This is a genomic window from Oceanimonas aquatica, assembly GCF_030732065.1.
Classification (GTDB): Bacteria; Pseudomonadota; Gammaproteobacteria; order Enterobacterales; family Aeromonadaceae; genus Oceanimonas.
In genome coordinates this window covers 57,607-74,696 of record NZ_JAVBHX010000009.1, presented here as the reverse complement: position 1 = coordinate 74,696, position 17,090 = coordinate 57,607, and the positions used below count along the sequence as shown (strand labels likewise).

The 17,090-nt window shown below is 60.7% G+C and carries 19 protein-coding genes; 7 read left to right on the top strand and 12 right to left on the bottom strand.

Going from position 1 to position 17,090, the window contains the following annotated elements; genetic code table 11:
• Positions 1 to 7 precede the first annotated feature (7 nt).
• Positions 8 to 1,213 carry a murein hydrolase activator EnvC gene (envC, locus tag Q9290_RS13350; protein ID WP_306080149.1) on the top strand — a complete coding sequence of 402 codons (1,206 nt, stop codon included), beginning with the start codon at positions 8 to 10 and terminating at the stop codon, positions 1,211 to 1,213.
• On the opposite strand, the gene Q9290_RS13345 is transcribed toward envC, so the two are convergent.
• Together Q9290_RS13345 and Q9290_RS13340 are read right to left on the bottom strand one after the other, a co-directional pair.
• The gene (locus Q9290_RS13345; protein WP_306080148.1) at positions 1,210 to 1,461 is read right to left on the bottom strand and encodes a YkgJ family cysteine cluster protein; all 252 of its coding nucleotides are present in this window, start codon (positions 1,459 to 1,461) and stop codon (positions 1,210 to 1,212) included. The genes envC and Q9290_RS13345 overlap by 4 nt on opposite strands.
• On the bottom strand, positions 1,461 to 2,033 hold the full coding sequence (locus tag Q9290_RS13340; protein WP_306080147.1) for a gamma-glutamylcyclotransferase: 573 nt from the start codon (positions 2,031 to 2,033) through the stop codon (positions 1,461 to 1,463). The genes Q9290_RS13345 and Q9290_RS13340 overlap by 1 nt, the downstream gene beginning before the upstream one ends.
• A 107-nt stretch (positions 2,034 to 2,140) precedes the next feature.
• On the opposite strand from Q9290_RS13340, the gene Q9290_RS13335 reads away from it, so the two are divergent.
• Positions 2,141 to 2,512 carry an acetyl-CoA sensor PanZ family protein gene (locus tag Q9290_RS13335; protein WP_306080146.1) on the top strand — a complete coding sequence of 124 codons (372 nt, stop codon included), beginning with the start codon at positions 2,141 to 2,143 and terminating at the stop codon, positions 2,510 to 2,512.
• 31 nt (positions 2,513 to 2,543) lie between these two features.
• Entirely contained in the window at positions 2,544 to 3,920 is a 1,377-nt protein-coding gene (locus tag Q9290_RS13330; protein WP_306080145.1) for a class II fumarate hydratase, read from the top strand.
• Here Q9290_RS13330 and Q9290_RS13325 read toward each other — a convergent pair.
• From Q9290_RS13325 to ftsY, 7 genes are all read right to left on the bottom strand, one after another.
• On the bottom strand, positions 3,917 to 5,260 hold the full coding sequence (locus tag Q9290_RS13325; protein WP_306080144.1) for a DASH family cryptochrome: 1,344 nt from the start codon (positions 5,258 to 5,260) through the stop codon (positions 3,917 to 3,919). The two genes, Q9290_RS13330 and Q9290_RS13325, sit on opposite strands and share 4 nt — an antisense overlap.
• A gap of 71 nt (positions 5,261 to 5,331) precedes the next feature.
• Positions 5,332 to 6,339, bottom strand: coding sequence for a class II fructose-bisphosphatase (glpX, locus tag Q9290_RS13320; RefSeq protein WP_306080143.1), 1,008 nt, complete (start codon positions 6,337 to 6,339; stop codon positions 5,332 to 5,334).
• 28 nt (positions 6,340 to 6,367) lie between these two features.
• On the bottom strand, positions 6,368 to 7,021 hold the full coding sequence (can, locus tag Q9290_RS13315; protein WP_306080142.1) for a carbonate dehydratase: 654 nt from the start codon (positions 7,019 to 7,021) through the stop codon (positions 6,368 to 6,370).
• Between the two features lie 105 nt (positions 7,022 to 7,126).
• Positions 7,127 to 7,984, bottom strand: a complete 858-nt coding sequence (gene rpoH, locus Q9290_RS13310) for an RNA polymerase sigma factor RpoH (RefSeq protein ID WP_306080248.1) — start codon at positions 7,982 to 7,984, stop codon at positions 7,127 to 7,129.
• Between the two features lie 175 nt (positions 7,985 to 8,159).
• Positions 8,160 to 9,110 carry a permease-like cell division protein FtsX gene (ftsX, locus tag Q9290_RS13305; RefSeq protein WP_306080141.1) on the bottom strand — a complete coding sequence of 317 codons (951 nt, stop codon included), beginning with the start codon at positions 9,108 to 9,110 and terminating at the stop codon, positions 8,160 to 8,162.
• Positions 9,107 to 9,772 (bottom strand): cell division ATP-binding protein FtsE, encoded by a 666-nt coding sequence (ftsE, locus tag Q9290_RS13300; protein WP_306080140.1) that lies wholly within the window; start codon positions 9,770 to 9,772, stop codon positions 9,107 to 9,109. The genes ftsX and ftsE overlap by 4 nt, the downstream gene beginning before the upstream one ends.
• Positions 9,773 to 11,575, bottom strand: coding sequence for a signal recognition particle-docking protein FtsY (ftsY, locus tag Q9290_RS13295; RefSeq protein ID WP_306080139.1), 1,803 nt, complete (start codon positions 11,573 to 11,575; stop codon positions 9,773 to 9,775).
• A 132-nt stretch (positions 11,576 to 11,707) separates the two neighbouring features.
• On the opposite strand from ftsY, the gene rsmD reads away from it, so the two are divergent.
• Together rsmD and Q9290_RS13285 are read left to right on the top strand one after the other, a co-directional pair.
• A complete protein-coding gene (gene rsmD / locus Q9290_RS13290) occupies positions 11,708 to 12,304 on the top strand; it encodes a 16S rRNA (guanine(966)-N(2))-methyltransferase RsmD (protein WP_306080138.1) in 597 nt (198 codons plus the stop codon).
• Positions 12,304 to 12,588 carry a DUF1145 domain-containing protein gene (locus Q9290_RS13285; RefSeq protein ID WP_306080137.1) on the top strand — a complete coding sequence of 95 codons (285 nt, stop codon included), beginning with the start codon at positions 12,304 to 12,306 and terminating at the stop codon, positions 12,586 to 12,588. The genes rsmD and Q9290_RS13285 overlap by 1 nt, the downstream gene beginning before the upstream one ends.
• 1 nt (position 12,589) lies before the next feature.
• Here the strand turns inward: Q9290_RS13285 and Q9290_RS13280 are convergent, their stop codons facing one another.
• Complete coding sequence (locus tag Q9290_RS13280) at positions 12,590 to 12,910, bottom strand: putative signal transducing protein (protein ID WP_306080136.1); 321 nt, start codon at positions 12,908 to 12,910, stop codon at positions 12,590 to 12,592.
• Positions 12,911 to 13,496: 586 nt separating this feature from the next.
• Between Q9290_RS13280 and sseA the strand changes: the two genes are divergently transcribed.
• Positions 13,497 to 14,354, top strand: coding sequence for a 3-mercaptopyruvate sulfurtransferase (gene sseA / locus Q9290_RS13275; protein ID WP_306080135.1), 858 nt, complete (start codon positions 13,497 to 13,499; stop codon positions 14,352 to 14,354).
• A gap of 49 nt (positions 14,355 to 14,403) precedes the next feature.
• On the opposite strand, the gene Q9290_RS13270 is transcribed toward sseA, so the two are convergent.
• Positions 14,404 to 14,787 (bottom strand): YijD family membrane protein, encoded by a 384-nt coding sequence (locus Q9290_RS13270; RefSeq protein ID WP_306080134.1) that lies wholly within the window; start codon positions 14,785 to 14,787, stop codon positions 14,404 to 14,406.
• A gap of 23 nt (positions 14,788 to 14,810) precedes the next feature.
• A complete protein-coding gene (gene fabR, locus Q9290_RS13265) occupies positions 14,811 to 15,422 on the bottom strand; it encodes an HTH-type transcriptional repressor FabR (protein ID WP_306080133.1) in 612 nt (203 codons plus the stop codon).
• Positions 15,423 to 15,730: 308 nt separating this feature from the next.
• Here fabR and Q9290_RS13260 point away from each other — a divergent pair, with 308 nt between their 5' ends.
• Positions 15,731 to 17,074, top strand: coding sequence for a sodium-dependent transporter (locus Q9290_RS13260; RefSeq protein ID WP_306080132.1), 1,344 nt, complete (start codon positions 15,731 to 15,733; stop codon positions 17,072 to 17,074).
• The last annotated feature ends 16 nt before the right edge of the window (positions 17,075 to 17,090 follow it).

Genomic DNA, 17,090 nt, shown 5'->3' with positions numbered 1-17,090 from the left:
ACAGCCTATGGGCATACAAAGACTGATTGTTTCGTTATTGCTGAGCACCGGCCTGATGGCCGGTGCTTGCGCATGGGCGGACGACAGCAAGGATCTGAGCAACGTAAAGGGTCAGATTGCCAGCCAGCAAAAAGACATTAAGGCACAGCAGCGCGAGCTCAAGGCCCTGCAGCAACAGCTGGCCAAGGACGAAAAGGCCATTTCCGACCTGGCCCGCAAGCTGAACCAGACTCAGCACCAGCTGAAGGATAACGAACGGGAACTGGCCCGGCTCGATCAGGAGCACCAGTCCCTCAACCGCCAGGCCGACGAACAACGGCAACAGCTGGCCACCCAGGTGAGCGCCGCCTACCAGAACGGCCGCCACGATTATCTCAAGCTGCTGCTCAACGGTCAGGACAGCAGCGACATCGACCGCCTACTGCATTACTACGCCCATCTTAACCAGGCCCGGGCCGATGCCCTGAAGCAACTCGCCGGCATTCGCCGCCAGCTCGCCGACAACCGGCGCCAGGCCGAACGGGGCCGGGCCCGGCTCAAGGAATTGCTGGCCGGTCAGCAGCAACAGCAGCAATCCCTGCAGCAGCGCCAGAGTGAGCGCAACCAGACCGCCAAAAAGATCAATGCCCGGCTGGAGCAGGGCAACCGCCGGCTGGCCAACCTGAAGCAGGCCGCCAGCCACCTGGAGCAGCAGATCAAGGCCGCCGCCGAGCGGGCCGAACGGGAGCGTCTGGAGCGTGAGCGCCGTGAAGCCGCCGCCCGTCGCCAGCCCGGGCCATCGGGCCACACCCCTGTGGTGGCCAAGACTCAAGGGAACTTTGGCGGTCTGGCCAAGGGCAGCCTGCCCTGGCCGCTCAAGGGCAAGCTGCAGCATCGCTTTGGCGCCGCCCGCACCAGCCAGCTGAGCTGGAAGGGCCTGCTGATTGGCGCCCCGGCGGGGCGGGAAGTCAGTGCCGTGGCCAACGGCCAGGTGGTATACGCAGACTGGCTCAACGGTTTTGGCATGGTGATGGTGATCGACCACGGCAAGGGCTACCTGAGCCTGTACGGCCATAACCAGTCTCTGCTGCTGGGCCCGGGCGACCGCGTCAAGGCCGGTCAGGCCATTGCCCTGAGTGGTGAAAGCGGCGGCCAAGACAAACCCGGCCTGTATTTTGAAATTCGCTATCAGGGCAAAGCCATCGATCCCCTGCCCTGGCTGCGCCGGGGTTAAGCCGTTGCCGCCTCCAGCTCGCTGATAAGCCAGATGGCATTATCGCGGCTGGTGCCGCACACGTCTTCGGCAGGATTAAAACGGGCACACAAGGCCGGCCGCTCGGGTTTGCCGAACAACTCGCAACGCATGTCGCCCAGCAAATGGGCACAAGGTACCCCCGCCGGCTTGCCGTTTGGCATGCCCGGCAAGGGCGCACTGATGCTGGGCGCAATACAGCAGGCGCCGCAATGTGGCCGACATTCCATCAGCATTCTCCTTCTTCGGGCGGCAACAAGGCCGCCAGCATGGACACGTGGTCGTCGTGCACACCCTGGCTCGCCAGTGCCTGGGCCAGGTTAAGCAAATACTCCCGGTTGCTGCCGCTGGGGCCATGGGCCGAGGCTATCTGTGCCGCCATTTCCGCCAGGGGCGCTTCTCCCAGAAAGGCGGCGTTATGCTCGGTGGCGAGATAGATCAGCCCGTCTTCAGCACCGCCATCGTCAAAGTGCACCGCCACCTTTTCGCGCAGGTAGCCGTTCTTTTCCCGCAGGTCGAGCTGGGCCAGCACGGCGGGCTCAATGCGGTAGGCCATGCCATGGCACAGGGCCCCCGGCTGGCGCACCAGGGTGGCCACCCGGCCAGGCCGCACCGGCGTGCCACGGTGATCATGGGAGCCCTGCCAGAAGCGACGCGCCCAGCCGTGGATCAAGGCCGGACGACGCTCAATAAAGGCAAAGTCCGCCTTCCAGATAAGGGAGCCGTAGCCAAACAGCCAGAAGCTGTCATGCTCGTCAAAATGGGTCATGGCGCGGTTCTGCGCCCGGGTGTCGAAACTCATGAAATTGATCGTGGTGAAAAATACCGCGCCATAATGCCGCCGAACGGCCCATTTGTCGAACTCACCCCGTGGTAGAATGCCGGCTTTTATGGCTAAGGAGCGGCACCATGCGTCTCACCGTACATCACCTAACTCAACTGCCCGACCGGCACAGTGCCCACGCCGGGCTGATATTGCAGGGCCAGCTCCTGCCCGCAGATCAGCCGTTTTTGCTGGCCACCTTTAACGACCGGGCCGTGGCCCTGGCCTGGCGCCGGCATGAGCAGATCACGTTTTTCGCGGTGCGCGATATCACCCGTCGCCGGGGCGTGGGCAGTGAGCTGTTGCGCCAGCTTCAGCAAGAAGCCAAGGCAGACGGCCTGACCCGGCTGGAGTTTCACCTTACCGACGCCCCCGCCGACGACGCCAACGGCCTGGCGGCTTTTTTCATCGCCCACGGCTTTGAGCAAAAGGACGGAGTGCTAAGCTGTTCCCTGTAACCTGACGGTCTGAATACAGAGGGGAACGGCAATGAAAACACGTATCGAACGGGACTCCATGGGCGAGGTCGAGGTGCCGGAAAATGCCCTTTACGGCGCCCAGACCCAGCGCGCCATCAACAACTTCCCCATTTCGGGCCAGCCCCTGCCGCCGGCCTTTATTCATGCGGTGGCCCTGCTCAAGGCCGCCTGCGCCCATGCCAACAGCGAGCTGGGCCGGCTGGATCAGGACAAGGCCGACGCCATTCTGCACGCCGCCCACAGCGTGATCGCCGGCGAGCACGACGACGCCTTTCCGATAGACGTGTTCCAGACCGGCTCGGGCACCAGCACCAACATGAACGTCAACGAGGTGGTGGCTCATCTGGCCGGCGAGCACCTGGGCCAGCCGGTACACCCCAACGACGACGTCAACATGGGCCAGAGCTCGAACGACGTGATCCCGTCGGCCATTCACGTCAGTGCCGCCCTTGCCTTCAGCCGGGAGCTGCTGCCGGCCCTGTACCAGCTGGAACAGACCATCCTCGGCAAGGGCGAACAACTGCAGAGCAAGGTAAAAACCGGTCGCACTCACCTGATGGACGCCATGCCCCTGCGCTTTGATCAGGAGCTGGGGGGCTGGGCTACCCAGGTGCAGTATGGCCGCGACCGGCTGCAGGGCATGCAGAGCCGGCTGCAGCAGCTGGCGCTGGGGGGCACCGCCATCGGCACCGGCATTAACGCCGATCCGCGCCAGGCCCGGCTGGCCTGCGACTACCTCAATCGCCACACCGGGCTCGACTTTTGCCCGGCGGATGACTACTTCTACGGCCTGAGCTGCCAGGATACGGCGGTGGAACTCTCGGGTCAGCTCAAGACCCTGGCGGTGGCACTGATGAAAATCGCCAACGATCTGCGCTGGATGAACTCGGGCCCGCTCACCGGCCTGGCCGAAATCCAGCTGCCGGCGCTGCAACCGGGCTCCTCCATCATGCCCGGCAAGGTCAATCCGGTGGTGCCCGAGGCGGTGGCCATGGTGGCGGCTCAGGTCATCGGCCTGGATGCGGCCAACACGGTAGCGGGACAGTCGGGCAACTTTCAACTCAACGTCATGCTGCCGCTGGTGGCCAGCAATCTGCTCACCATGATTAAACTGCTGGCCAACTGCGCCCCGTTGCTGGCCGAGGCCATCGACGGCTTTACCCTGAACGAGTCACACCTTAATGAAAACCTGGCCCGCAACCCCATTCTGGTCACCGCGCTGAATCCGGTAATTGGCTACTCAAAAGCGGCGGACATCGCCAAAAAGGCCTACGCCGAGTGTCGGCCCATTCTGGAGGTGGCACTGGAAGAAACCGAGCTCTCCGAAGCCGAGCTGCGCGAACTGCTGGACCCTGCCGCTCTGACCCGGGGCAGCCAGCAGGGCTAATCCAGCGGCACCAGGGGCGCCGGATAATCCAGTAATTGCTCGCCGCGCTGGTGGGCTTCTACCTGCTTCAGGGTGACCGGGCCCAGTTCGGGCAGCCACTGGTGCAGGTGGGTGAGTTTGGGGTCGTACTGGCGCCACTGGCGGTGCGGGTTGAAGTGGCGTCCTCGGCGCGGATCGTGACCGGCGCCGGCAATGTAGGCCCAGTTGCCCCAGTTGCTGGCCACATCAAAATCCACCAGATGCTGCTCAAAAAAACGCGCGCCCAGCCGCCAGTCCAGTCCCAGCTCGTGAATAAAACAGCTGGCCAGGTTCTGCCTGAGCCGGTTGGAACAAAATCCGGTAGCCATCAGCTCTTTCAGGCCGGCATCGATCATGGGCCAGCCGGTGCTGGCACTGCACCAGGCTTGCCAGTATTCGGCATTAAAGGCGCCCGGCACCGCCTTGCCGGTAAGACCACCTTTCAAGAACAGCCGCCTACCGTGCACCCGCAGTGACCAGTGAAAGTACTCCCGCCACAGCAGCTCGAATTTCAGCCAATAACTATGCTCGTCGCTGCCCCACTGCTGCTCGTAGGCAAGAATGCGATGCCACACCATTCGCGGCGACAAACAGCCCCAGGCCAGGGCGGCGCTGAGGTGACTGGAAAAGTAGCGGCCGGTCAGGTCGTTGCGGCTGGCCTTGTAATGGGCCAGGGCTTTTTGTTCAAACAGATAATGCCCCAACCAGGTCTGCGCCGCCGATTCACCCCCCTGCCAGGCAGGATGGGCCGGCTCACCTGATATCTCCCGCCAGTGAATGCCGGTGGTTAAGGGACACGCCGCCGCCTGAAGCCGGCCGAGATTCACTGCCGGCTGCGGTGCCGGCACCGGCCAGGCCGGGGCTTTTTCAACCTGTTTGCGAAAGCCGGTAAAGCTGGCGGGAAACTTGCTGAAAAGCGGCTCCACCTGCTCCGGGCTAAAAAGCGGCTGCACCTCGAAGGTTTGCACATTTACGCCGGCATCATGCAGCCGAGCCAGCCAGTTCACTTCTTCCGGTGCCTGGGCGGCGTGAGTCACCAGCTCAAAGGGCTGAACCTGATGCCAGGCCAGCAGCAAGTCAACCGGGTCCCCTTCCAGCAGGGTGAGCGGAAAGGGGGCCAAGCGTTCGCGTAAGTCCGCCAGCGCCTGCTGCAAATACGCTACCCTGGCCGCTCCCAGCCGGTGCAGTCCATTCCCGTCGGTTTCTCGCCAGTGGGCCGGCAGTATATAAACCGCCGCCGTTTCACCATGGTGATCCGCCAGCCGTTGCCAGCCGGCGTGATCGTCCAGTCGCAGATCGTTGCGTAGCCACAGCAGCCGCATGGCTTGCTCCCCATAAAAATGAACCCGGTACGCAGACCGGGTTCAAGAAGAGTGTCATTCAGAACAAAGCGTTACAGAATGATTTCCTGCAGTCTGGGATCCTTGCGCGACAGAATATGGGTGGAGCGAATGCGGCGCACGGTGCGTGACTTGCCCCGAATCACCAGGGTCTCGGTGTGGGCATAGCTGCCGTCGCTGCTGATGCCTTCCAGCAGGTCGCCCTTGGTGATGCCGGTGGCGGCGAAGATGACGTTGTCGGTGCGCGCCATGTCTTCCAGCTTGAGCACTGTGCCCACTTCAATGCCCATTTCCTTGCAGCGTTCGATCTCGGCCTTGCCGGCGGCCAGGTTTTCCTCGTCCGGACCTTTTACCTCGTAGCGGGGCAGCAGGCGGGCCTGCATGTCGCCGTCCAGGGAGCGCACCACGGCGGCGGAGATCACCCCTTCGGGAGCACCACCCACGCCGTAGAGCATGTCTACTTCGCTTTCGGGAATGCAGGCCAGAATGGAGGCGGCCACGTCACCGTCGGGAATGGCGAACACCCGCACGCCCAGGGCCTGCATGGTCTTGATGGCCTTGTCGTGACGGGGCTTGGCCAGGGTGATCACGGTAAAGCGCGACAACGGCTTGTTGAGCGCCTTGGCCACCGATTTGATGTTCTGCTCGATGGACTTGTTCAGATCGATGGCCCCCTTGGCGCCGGCGCCAACGATGAGCTTTTCCATGTACATGTCGGGCGCGCGCAGAAAGGTGCCCTTTTCACCCACTGCCATCACCGCCAGGGCGTTGGACTGGCCCATGGCGGTCATGCGGGTGCCTTCAATGGGATCAACAGCAATGTCGACCTCGTCACCGCCCTGACCGACCTTTTCGCCGATGTAGAGCATGGGCGCTTCGTCGATCTCGCCCTCGCCAATCACCACTTCACCGCTGATCTCAATCTCGTTCAGCACATGACGCATGGCCGCCACGGCGGCGCCGTCGGCAATGTTCTTGTCGCCCCGGCCCAGCCACTTGTAGCCGGCCAGTGCGGCGGCTTCGGTGACCCGGGAGAATTCGATGGCCAGTTCACGTCTCATTATTCTTTCCTGTCAATTCGGTTACTTATTATTCTTCGCCCAGAATGCGCTGGCGGAACACACGGTAAACATCGGGGATCTGATCCATGCCCGACACGCACACATCGAGATCGTGCAGCCGGCCGTCCTTGATGCCGTAGACCCAGCCGTGCACCGACAGGGACTGACCCTGTTTCCAGGCATTCTGCACTATGGAGGTGTGACACAGATTGGCCACCTGCTCCACCACGTTCAGCTCGCACATGTAGTCTTCCCGCGTCTGCTGATCCTCGATGGCACTCAATGCCTCTTCGTGCTTGTGGCAGATGTCCTTGATATTGCGCAGCCAGTTGTCGATGAGACCCAGCTCCTTGTTCTGCATGGCGGCCAGCACGCCGCCACAGCCATAGTGGCCGCAGATGATGATGTGCTTCACCTTGAGCACTTCAACAGCGTATTGTACCACCGACAGGCAGTTGAAGTCCGTATGCACCACCAGGTTGGCCACGTTGCGGTGCACGAACACATCACCGGGCAGCAGGCCGGTGAGCTGGTTGGCGGGCACCCGGCTGTCGGAGCAGCCAATCCACAGGTATTCCGGCGCCTGCTGCAGCGACAGCTTTTCAAAAAACGCCGGATCTTCCGCCTTAATGCGCTCGGACCATTCCTGGTTATTCTCAAACAGATGCTTCAGTATTTTCATGGTACTACCTGCCATGTTGTCGTTCGGTATTTATAAAATAGGCGGAAAAAAGGCCCCGAGGGGGGCCTTTTAACACCGAAGAATGCCGCAAATGTCCGCTGCGGTTTATGCTTCCATGGCGGCTTTCAGCTTTTTCAGCGCGGTTTTCTCCAGCTGGCGAATGCGCTCGGCGGAGACGCCGTATTCGTTGGCCAGGCTTTGCAGCGTGGTCTTGTCGTCTTCTTCCAGCCAGCGGGCCTGAATAATGCGCTGGCTGCGCTCGTCAAGGGCGTCGAGGGCGGCACGCAGGCGACGATTGGCGGCCTGCTCCCAGTTGGCTTCTTCCACCTGGTTGGCCACGTCTGAGCTTTTGTCTTCCAGATAATGTACCGGAGAAAAGCTGCCTTCACGCTCATCGTCGTCGGACGCCAGATCAAAGGCCTGATCCTGGGCGCTCATGCGCGATTCCATCTCCAGCACTTCCGAGGGCGATACCCCCAGATCCTCGGCCACCCGGTTCACTTCCTGCTGGTTGAACCAGCCCAGGCGCTTTTTGGACTTGCGCAGATTAAAGAACAACTTGCGCTGGGCCTTGGTGGTGGCCACCTTGACCACCCGCCAGTTGCGCAGCACGTATTCGTGAATTTCGGCCTTGATCCAGTGCACCGCAAAGGACACCAGGCGCACCCCCACCTGCGGGTCAAAGCGCTTGACCGCCTTCATCAGGCCGATATTGCCTTCCTGGATCAGATCCGCCTGGGGCAGGCCGTAACCGGCATAGCTCTTGGCGATATGCACCACAAAACGCAGGTGTGACATCACCAGCTGCCGGGCCGAGGCCAGATCGCCCTCGTTCTGCAGGCGTTCGGCCAGAGACTTTTCTTCCTCCGCGCTGAGCACGGGAATGGTGTTCACTGCCTGGATATAGGCCTCCAGACTGCCCTGGGGTACCAGGGCAAAATGGCGCTGAAAATCTGTCGTCATCAAACTCGTGTTCATTACATGACTCCGTGTAAACGGCTTCGGTTGCTTGCTCTGCAATGACTTTGTCGACTCGGCCGGCCTGAGCCGGTGAGCAAAATTTATGGATCCACCATCAAAAGTCAAGGGAAGCACCGGGCTTTGCTGCCCCCATAAGACCACAGTGTAGCGCCATGGTTCAAGCCGGCTCTATGGCTCTTATGTGACGGCGCACGGAAAAACCGGACGCCAGCAGGCTGAGCGAGGTACCAATCAGCACCAGCCACAGGCTTTCGTTCAGCCCCAGCCCCAGCAATTCAAAGTCGCTCTGGTACAGGGCCGCCAGGGCGCTGACCTTGTGACTGAGCCAGAATACCATCACTAGGGTCAGCCACCAGGCCAGCAGACCGCCGATAATGCCATACCACAGCCCCACATAAAGAAAGGGTCGGTGAATAAAACCATCGGTGGCCCCCACCAGTTTCATCACTTCGATTTCATAACGGCAGCTGAGAATGTTCAGCCGCAGGGTATTGCTGACCACCAGCAGCACGCCGGCCAGCAGCAATACCGCCATGCCCACTACCGCCTGGCGCAGCAGCTCCACAATGCCCGACAGCCGCGCCAGCCAGGCCATGTCGAGCCGGGCCGTGGCCACCAGAGGCTCGGCATTCATGTCGGCCAGCAGCAGCTCGGCCGCCTCCGGCTGACGACCGCTTTCCGACAGATTCAGGATCAGTACCGCCGGCAGCGGGTTTTGCTCAAGCAGGTCCAGTGCCTCGGCAAAGCCGGCGGCGCCACTGAAATCCGCCAGCCCCTGCTCGGGGCTGATGTAGGTCACCTGGCGAATCTCGGCCATGCCCTCGAGCCGGGTGCGGAATTCGCTCACTTGGCTCTCGCCGGTATTCTGCTTGAGGTACAGGCTAATCTGGGCCTGGCTCTGCCAGAAGCTGCTGACCGACTCGGCGTTTTTCAGCAACACGTAAAAGCTGGCCGGCAGCGCCAGGCTGACGCCAAGCACGGCAATGGTCATCAAGGAGCTTAAGGGCGTGCGCCACAGCTCACCCAGGCTGGCGAACAGCTGCCGCAGGTGATCCACCCAGTACATGGCCAGACGCTGGTGCCATGCCAGCTTGTGGGTTCTGCTCATGCCGGTACCTCCTGCTCCATGCGCCCGGCGTTCAGCCGCAGGGTGCGGTAGCGCTGGGCATTGATAAGGCCGGTATCGTGGGTGGCGATCAGCACGCTCACGCCAACCCGGTTAAAGGCCTCGAACAGGCGCAGAATGTCCATGGAGAGCTCGGGGTCCAGGTTGCCGGTGGGTTCGTCCGCCAGCAGCAGCAGCGGCTTGTTGACGATGGCCCGGGCAATGCCCACCCGCTGCTGCTCACCGCCGGAGAGCATGGGCGGAAAGTAACGGTCCTTGCCGTGCAGGCCCACCTTGTCGAGGGCCGCCGATACCCGACGCTGAATGTCATGATGGCTGTAGCCTTCAATCACCAATGGCAGCGCCACATTGTCGAACACGGTGCGCCCCTGGATCAGGTGGTGGTCCTGAAAAATCATGCCGATGCGCCGGCGCACAAAGGGAATGTCGCCCCGGGCAATGCGGCTGACATTGCGGCCGTTGAAATACACCTGGCCGTCGGTAGGCCGCTCCATCACGCTGATCAGCTTGAGCAGGGTGCTTTTACCGGCCCCCGAGTGGCCGGTGAGGTACGCCATTTCACCCTTCTGCAAATGAAAGCTGACTTTTTGCAGCGCCTGAAAGCCGCCACTGTATACCTTGCTAACCTGCTCAAAGCGGATCATTTAGTCTTCCCGGCTGAAAAGCGCCTCGATGAATTCGGAGGCATTGAAGGGACGCAGATCGTCGATTTTCTCGCCCACGCCGATGTAGCGAATGGGAATGCCGAACTTGTCGGCCACCGCAAAGATCACGCCACCCTTGGCGGTGCCGTCCAGCTTGCTCAGGGTAATGCCGGTAATGGGTACGGCATCGTTGAAGATCTTGGCCTGGCTGAGGGCGTTCTGGCCGGTGCCTGCATCCAGGGTGAGCATGATTTCATGGGGTGCCTGGGGATCGATTTTCTGCATCACCCGCACGATTTTCTTCAGCTCTTCCATCAGGTGCGCCTTGTTCTGCAGGCGACCGGCGGTATCGGCGATCAGCACGTCCACCTTGCGGGCCTTGGCGGCTTCCACGGCGTCATAAATCACGGAGGCGGCATCGGCACCGGTGTGCTGGGCGATCACCGGAATCTCGTTGCGCTCACCCCATACCTGCAGCTGCTCGACGGCAGCGGCGCGGAAGGTATCACCGGCGGCAAGCATCACCGACTTGCCCTCGGCCTGGAACTGGCGGGCCAGCTTGCCGATGGTGGTGGTCTTGCCCACGCCGTTGACACCCACCATCAGAATGACGTAAGGCTTGTGCTCGCTGTTGATTTCCAGGGGCTGGTCGACCTTGGCGAGAATGTCACCCATTTCTTCCTTCAGCAGTTCATACAGGGCTTCGCCGTCCTTGAGCTGCTTGCGGCTGGCCTGGCTGGTGAGGTTGTCGATAATCGACATGGTGGTTTCCACGCCCAGATCGGCGGTCAGCAGCTGGGTTTCCAGCTCCTCGAACAGATCATCGTCAATCTTCTTGCCCCGGAACAGGCCGAAAAAGCCCGAACCCAGGTTTTGCCGGGTTTTAAGCAGCCCGGCCTTAAGACGGGCAAAAAAGCCTTTTTTGGGGGCTTTTTCAGCCTGAGCCGCTGCCTCGGCGGCCAAACGTTCCTGCTCTTCAGCCTCCTGAGCCAGGCGCTGCTGCTCGGCGGCTTCCGCTTCGGCGGCCAGACGAGCCTCTTCTTCCACTGCCTGTCGGGCTTCTTCTTCGGCAGCCAGACGCGCTTCTTCCGCCGCTTTCGCTTCGGCAGCCAGACGGGCTTCTTCCGCCGCTTTCGCTTCGGCTGCCAGACGGGCTTCTTCCGCGGCTTTCGCTTCGGCAGCCAGACGGGCCTCTTCCGCCGCTTTCGCTTCGGCCGCCAGACGGGCTTCTTTCGCCGCTTTCGCTTCGGCCGCCAGACGGGCTTCTTCCGCCGCCTTGGCTTCGGCCGCCAGACGGGCCTCTTCCGCCGCCTTGGCTTCGGCGGCCAGGCGCGCTTCTTCCGCCGCTTTCGCTTCGGCCGCCAGACGCGCTTCTTCCGCGGCCTTGGCTTCGGCGGCCAGACGGGCCTCTTCCGCGGCTTTCGCTTCGGCGGCCAGGCGCGCTTCTTCCGCCGCTTTGGCTTCGGCAGCCAGACGCGCTTCTTCCACCGCCTTGGCTTCGGCAGCCAAGTGAGCTTCTTCCGCGGCCTTGGCTTCGGCCGCCAGACGTGCTTCTTCCGCCGCCCTGGCTTCGGCAACCAAACGGGCTTCTTCCGCCGCCCTGGCTTCGGCAGCCAAACGGGCCTCTTCCGCCTGGGCCTCGGCTTCCTGTTGCTTCAGCTGCGCTTCAACTTCCGCACCATGACCGGCTTCCGCTTCCGACTCCACCGCATCCTGGGGGACCTGCTGTTCCTGTGTTTCTTCCGGCTGCTCGTCTTTCTTTTTGCCAAAGCCCAGCCAGGAGAAAAAACCTTTTTTCGCCATTATTGCCAATACTCGCTGTTGTTCGGGACGATTAGGACTGGCCGTGAATCGGCCGCTTCATTAGAATATTCGCCCCTTAATGGGTGCAAAACCGCCTTATACTAGCACTTTATTGAAAGACGGCGAAACGAGATGGCAAAAGCAAAACCGGCAAAAAAAACCACTGCGGCCACAGGCCAGATAAGGCTTATCGGCGGCCAGTGGCGTGGACGAAAACTGCCGGTGTTACACAGTGAAGGACTCAGACCCACCACCGACAGAGTAAAGGAAACCCTGTTTAATTGGCTGATGTTCGAGATTCGCGGCAGCCGTTGCCTCGATCTGTTTGCCGGTAGTGGCAGCCTGGGGTTTGAGGCCCTGTCCCGCCATGCCACCGAGGTGGTGATGGTGGAAAAAGACGCCGCCGTGGCCGGCCAGCTGAAACGCAACCTGGCCACCCTGCCGGCGGCACCGGGCACAGTGGTGCAGGCCGACGCCGTGCAGTATCTGCAACAACCGGCCACGCCCTTTGATGTGGTGTTTCTCGATCCGCCCTTTCACAAGGAGCTGTTACCCAACGTCTGTGAACTGCTGGAACAAAACGGCTGGCTCGCCGATGACGCTCTTATTTATATCGAACGGGAACAGGGACTGGCACTGCCCACCCTGCCCGACCACTGGCGGCTGCACAAAGACAAGCAGGCCGGCCAGGTCAGTTATCAACTCTATCAAAGGGAGCAAATAAAATAATGAAGGTACTCAACCTGCTGATGCGGCTGGTGATGCTGGTGTTCTGGGCCGGTATCATTTATGCCCTGCTCGGCCCCGGTTTTGAAGAAGCCGGCTCCACGCCGCTGATCCTGGGCGCCGTGGTACTGGTCATGCACGTGCTGCAAATGCTGATGCTGAAGCAGGTATCCAGCCTGCTCAACCCCAGCGCCGGCGATTATCTGGAAGTACTGGTGTTTGGCTCCTTTGCCATGCACCGTCACCGCGCACGCCTGAAAGAGCTGAACGAACAGCAAAAACGCTGAATCAGTGCTCCGGATCTCCGGGTCCGGAGCCACACCGCCAGCAGATCTCAAAGCTGGCGTCATTTTCCTCGCCGCACTGTCCGCAACGCCAGCTTTGATGGCCTTGTTGCTGATAAGCCTGCACAAACTCCCGCGCCCGCTGCCAGTCCGGGGCTCGAACCAGCAGGGTCACCTGGGCCAAATCCATGGGCAGTTCGCCCAGGGCTCCCGCCAGTGCCTCACCTTTCAACTGCACCGCCATGCCACGGCTTTCCAGCGCACCCTTGAGGGTGTGCGCTTCCAGGCCGTTGGCCGCCTCGAATACCGGTATCCAGTCGTTCATTCATTCCCTTCCGAACACACAATAGAAAAAGGGGGTGACATCGTGTCACCCCCTTTTGGGTTGTCGTATGGTTAATCCGTAAACCAAGTTGCTCCCTGCAATCCCTGACAATACCTTTTCCTTAAGGCGATCCTCTTACCGTTCCGTCGGCGCGTCCTTATGGTCATCCTGACCGCAGTTCATCCTGAGCTGCTTGACTGTCTCCGTCCTGGGAGGTGTCCCTTACCGCATCCTGCGGTGTTCCTTTCGCCTTTCCTGGCAGCCGGTCTGTCTTGACCCACTTCCTTGCTCCTTGCACCACTAACTATAGAGGACTTTGACTTTGCCTCAAGTCACCGGCCGCTGAAAAAACCGGGCGCCGTCATCACCCATAATATGCATTAAAGATACAAGTGGCTGTTTTTAAAGAGAAGAACAGAAAATAACACTCTGTATTCCGCAACCGAAAACGCCTTTTCCCACACCCAAAGTAAGAGATCTCGCACAAGCCGGCGGGGTGTTGTCGTTACGGAATTCAACAGCAACAAAAGAGTGGCGTGCCCGCCTGAGCTTTCTTAGGATAATCCTGTCTAATGAGGGAGGTTTTATGAACGAACTGGAATTACCGTCACCACTGGCGGACGCCCACTGGCTGGCCCAACACATGAACCACCCCGATCTGGTGGTGCTGGACGCCAGCTGGCATATGCCTGCCAGCGGCCGTAACGGGTTTGAAGAATGGCGGCAGCAACGTATTCCCGGCGCCCGCTATTTTGACTTTGACGGCCGCATCAAGGATCAGAACGCCAGCCTGCCCCACATGCTGCCGGACGAAGCGCTGTTTTCAAAAGAAGTCTCGAGGCTGGGCATCAGCAATCACCAGAACCTGGTGATCTACGACAGCCTGGGTCTCTTTGCCGCCCCCAGAGCCTGGTGGATGTTCCGCGCCATGGGGCACGACAAGGTAGCCGTGCTCAATGGTGGGCTGCCCGCCTGGCAACAGGCCGGTCTGCCCCTGGAGCAGGACGAGCCCGGCGTCGTTGAGCCTGGCCGGTTCATCGCTCATCGTCAGCCTGACTGGATTGCCGACGCCGACACGGTGGAGCAAGCCCTGCAAAACGACGATTACAGAGTGCTGGATGCCCGCAGCCGTGAACGCTTCAGCGGTGCTGCCGCCGATCCCCGCCCCGGCGTGCGCCCCGGCCACATGCCCGGCGCCGTCTGTCTGCCCTTTAACGAACTGCTGAAAGACGGTCACCTGCTGCCCGCCGAGCAATTGAACGCCACCTTTGCGCCTCTGGTGCACACAGGGCAACACCTCATCTGCAGTTGTGGCTCGGGCGTCACCGCCGCCATACTGGCCCTGGCCGCCGAGCTGGCCGGATACCAAAAAATCGCCGTGTACGATGGCTCCTGGACCGAATGGGGCGGTTCAGCCCACCTGCCGGTGGAAACGGACCTATAAAACAAAAAACCCGCCGAATGGCGGGTTTTTAAATTCCGGGGGCAGAAACTTACTTCTGCGCTTCGGCTTCGGCCTTGGGTGCCGGGCGCTCGGCCACACCCATCTTGATGGCCAGCCAGATCACCAGCACCAGGGTGATCATCACCGACAGATAGTTGGTGCCCATTTCCGGAAACTCGGTGCGCAGAAAAGCGGAGTAACCAAATACGCCGATCAGAAAACTCAGCAGGGCGCATACCGGAGTATCACCTTCCATCGGCGAACTCAGGTACTCCTGATACAGCATGTGGGCTGCCAGCACCAGAGAGATAATGGGGAAAATGGAAAACGCCAGCTCACTGACGCTGAGAGTGGCCAGGGTGGCGTTGCCACACAGACCCACCAGCAGTGCCAGCAAAATGGGTTTACGGCGAATGTTCTTGTTTCCAGACATAGTGATCCTTCCTGATTTAAGGCCTAGAGCCGTTTTGCCTTGCTATAAGCATCTGCGCCCTTGGCGATCATGCGCAGTTGCAGAATCATGCGCTCCGCCAGCACGGCACGCTCTTCCTCGTTCATGTCCAGCGCATCGGCGCCGGCACTGAACACCAGGGTAACCATGGCCTGGGCCTGGGCCTCGGCATAGTCACGGCTGGTATTCTGCTTCTCTTCCAGGTAGTCGGTGAGTTCGGCGGTAAAATGCTGAATCTCCCGGGCCACCGCCTGACGAAAAGCCGCAGAGGTCCCCGATCGTTCCCGCAACAGCAAGCGGAACACGTCGGGACTGCTGTCGATAAATTCCATAAAGGTCTTTATCGAAATCTGAATCACGCTGCCGCCATCGGCAATGCGCTGGCGTGCCTGGCGCATTAACTGGCGCAACGTCAGGCCGCCTTCATCGACCAGGGTCAGCCCCAGCTCTTCCATGTCCTTGAAATGACGATAGAAGGACGTGGGCGCCAGCCCGGCTTCACGAGCCACCTCGCGCAGGCTGAGGCTGGAGAAGCTGCGCTCGGCGCTGAGCTGACGAAACGCCGCTTCCACCAGAGACCGCCGGGTCTTTTCTTTTTGTTGCGCGCGAACGCCCACGACACACCACGCTCAAAACTTTAATGGCCGAATCATACCTTGTTGTGCCGGGCCGGTCAGCCCCGATTGGTCAATTTGTGATTGTCCGCAGAACCGGCTTCAGACGGACCAAACTCTCAGGCACCGAATGGCTCTTAACTTTCGTTATTTTCACCCTATCTTTCGCTTTTTAAAGAAGAGTGATCACTATTGAATCCTGCCCTTCCCGGTTTCCTTTGACAAAAACTCTGCAAAACTCCATAGTCTTCGCCATTTTCTATTGAAGCGAACTGTACAGTTATATTTACAGCCACCAGGAGCAAGCGAACGTGAATGCAAGAGCGCAATTCAGCAGCAAGCTGGGATTCGTAATGGCCGCGGCCGGCTCGGCCATCGGTGTGGGTAATATATGGGGCTTTCCTACTCAAGCGGCCAGTAACGGCGGCGGTGCCTTTTTGCTGGTCTACCTGCTGATGATAGCGCTGCTGGGCTACCCCATGCTGGTGGCCGAAATCACCATTGGCCGCCACGGTCAGGCCGGCCCCTTTCATGCCCTGCAAAAACTCACCGGCAACCGCAGCGGCAAGGCCCTCGCCGGCCTGGTGGGACTGGCAGCGGTAGTCACCGTCAGCCTGATCTTCACCTTTTACGCCATCGTCTCCGGCTGGTTTATCGCCTTCGCCCTGGACCCCGTCAGCAGAATGCTGGGGCTTGAGGCCGGCTGGCTGACCGCCTTTTCTACCTCCCGCAACCTGGTGTTTACCCTGCTGTTTGCCCTGCTCAGCCTGTATGTGGTCAGCCGGGGCCTGGAACAGGGCATCGAGAAATGGTCGAGCCGGCTGATGCCGCTGCTGCTGCTGATGCTGATCGTGCTCACCGGTTACATGCTGACCCAGCCCGGTGCCGGCGAAGGCCTGCAGGCTTACCTGGTGCCCGACTTCTCCCGAGTACTGAACCGGGACGTGCTCATCGGTGCCCTGGGCCAGAGCTTCTTCTCCCTGTCGCTGGGCGCGGCGGTGATGATGTTGTACGGCTCCTACCTCAGCCGTCAGTCCAGCATTCCGGCGCTGGCCGCCCAGGTCACCCTGCTCGATACCAGCGTGGCCTTTCTTGCCGGCCTGCTGATTTTGCCGGCCATGTACGTGGCCCAGCATAACGGCGTGGCCATTTTTGCCGAAGACGGCAGCCTGCTGAGCTCCGACACCCTGGTGTTCTCGGTGCTGCCGGCACTGTTCGAGACTATGGGTCAGGCCCAGTATCTGATCGCCTTTGCCTTTTTTGTGCTGATGATAGTGGCGGCGCTGACCTCCTCCATTTCCATGCTGGAAGCGCCGGTATCCCTGGCCATTGAAAGCACCGGCATGTCGCGCATCAAGGCCACCTGGCTGATGACCGCCCTGTGCACCCTGGTCAGCGTGATCATCGTGTTCAATTTCGGCAGCCTGTTTGGCCTGGTGATCACCGCCACCACCCAGTATGCCCAGCCACTGGTCAGTCTGTGCATCACCCTCTACGCTGGCTGGGTATGGCAGCGCAACAAGGTGCTGGCCGAGCTCAAGGCCGGTTGCCCAGACGTGGAGCAAGGCCTGTTCTGGAAAATCTGGCCCTGGTATGTGCGCTTTGTGTGCCCGGTGCTGGTACTGGTGGTAATCATTCAGTCCATCGGCGGCTGAACCTGACTGTCACTCA

Excerpts from the sequence above, each read along its gene's own strand:
- Q9290_RS13330 (WP_306080145.1), top strand. The coding sequence starts at position 2,544 with ATGAAAACACGTATCGAACGGGACTCCATGGGCGAGGTCGAGGTGCCG.
- ftsY (WP_306080139.1), bottom strand. The coding sequence starts at position 11,575 with ATGGCGAAAAAAGGTTTTTTCTCCTGGCTGGGCTTTGGCAAAAAGAAA.
- ftsE (WP_306080140.1), bottom strand. The coding sequence starts at position 9,772 with ATGATCCGCTTTGAGCAGGTTAGCAAGGTATACAGTGGCGGCTTTCAG.
- sseA (WP_306080135.1), top strand. The coding sequence starts at position 13,497 with ATGAACGAACTGGAATTACCGTCACCACTGGCGGACGCCCACTGGCTG.
- rpoH (WP_306080248.1), bottom strand. The coding sequence starts at position 7,984 with ATGACGACAGATTTTCAGCGCCATTTTGCCCTGGTACCCCAGGGCAGT.
- Q9290_RS13280 (WP_306080136.1), bottom strand. The coding sequence starts at position 12,910 with ATGAACGACTGGATACCGGTATTCGAGGCGGCCAACGGCCTGGAAGCG.
- Q9290_RS13335 (WP_306080146.1), top strand. The coding sequence starts at position 2,141 with ATGCGTCTCACCGTACATCACCTAACTCAACTGCCCGACCGGCACAGT.
- rsmD (WP_306080138.1), top strand. The coding sequence starts at position 11,708 with ATGGCAAAAGCAAAACCGGCAAAAAAAACCACTGCGGCCACAGGCCAG.
- Q9290_RS13270 (WP_306080134.1), bottom strand. The coding sequence starts at position 14,787 with ATGTCTGGAAACAAGAACATTCGCCGTAAACCCATTTTGCTGGCACTG.
- Q9290_RS13285 (WP_306080137.1), top strand. The coding sequence starts at position 12,304 with ATGAAGGTACTCAACCTGCTGATGCGGCTGGTGATGCTGGTGTTCTGG.
- Q9290_RS13345 (WP_306080148.1), bottom strand. The coding sequence starts at position 1,461 with ATGGAATGTCGGCCACATTGCGGCGCCTGCTGTATTGCGCCCAGCATC.
- ftsX (WP_306080141.1), bottom strand. The coding sequence starts at position 9,110 with ATGAGCAGAACCCACAAGCTGGCATGGCACCAGCGTCTGGCCATGTAC.
- glpX (WP_306080143.1), bottom strand. The coding sequence starts at position 6,339 with ATGAGACGTGAACTGGCCATCGAATTCTCCCGGGTCACCGAAGCCGCC.
- Q9290_RS13340 (WP_306080147.1), bottom strand. The coding sequence starts at position 2,033 with ATGAGTTTCGACACCCGGGCGCAGAACCGCGCCATGACCCATTTTGAC.
- Q9290_RS13325 (WP_306080144.1), bottom strand. The coding sequence starts at position 5,260 with ATGCGGCTGCTGTGGCTACGCAACGATCTGCGACTGGACGATCACGCC.
- can (WP_306080142.1), bottom strand. The coding sequence starts at position 7,021 with ATGAAAATACTGAAGCATCTGTTTGAGAATAACCAGGAATGGTCCGAG.
- envC (WP_306080149.1), top strand. The coding sequence starts at position 8 with ATGGGCATACAAAGACTGATTGTTTCGTTATTGCTGAGCACCGGCCTG.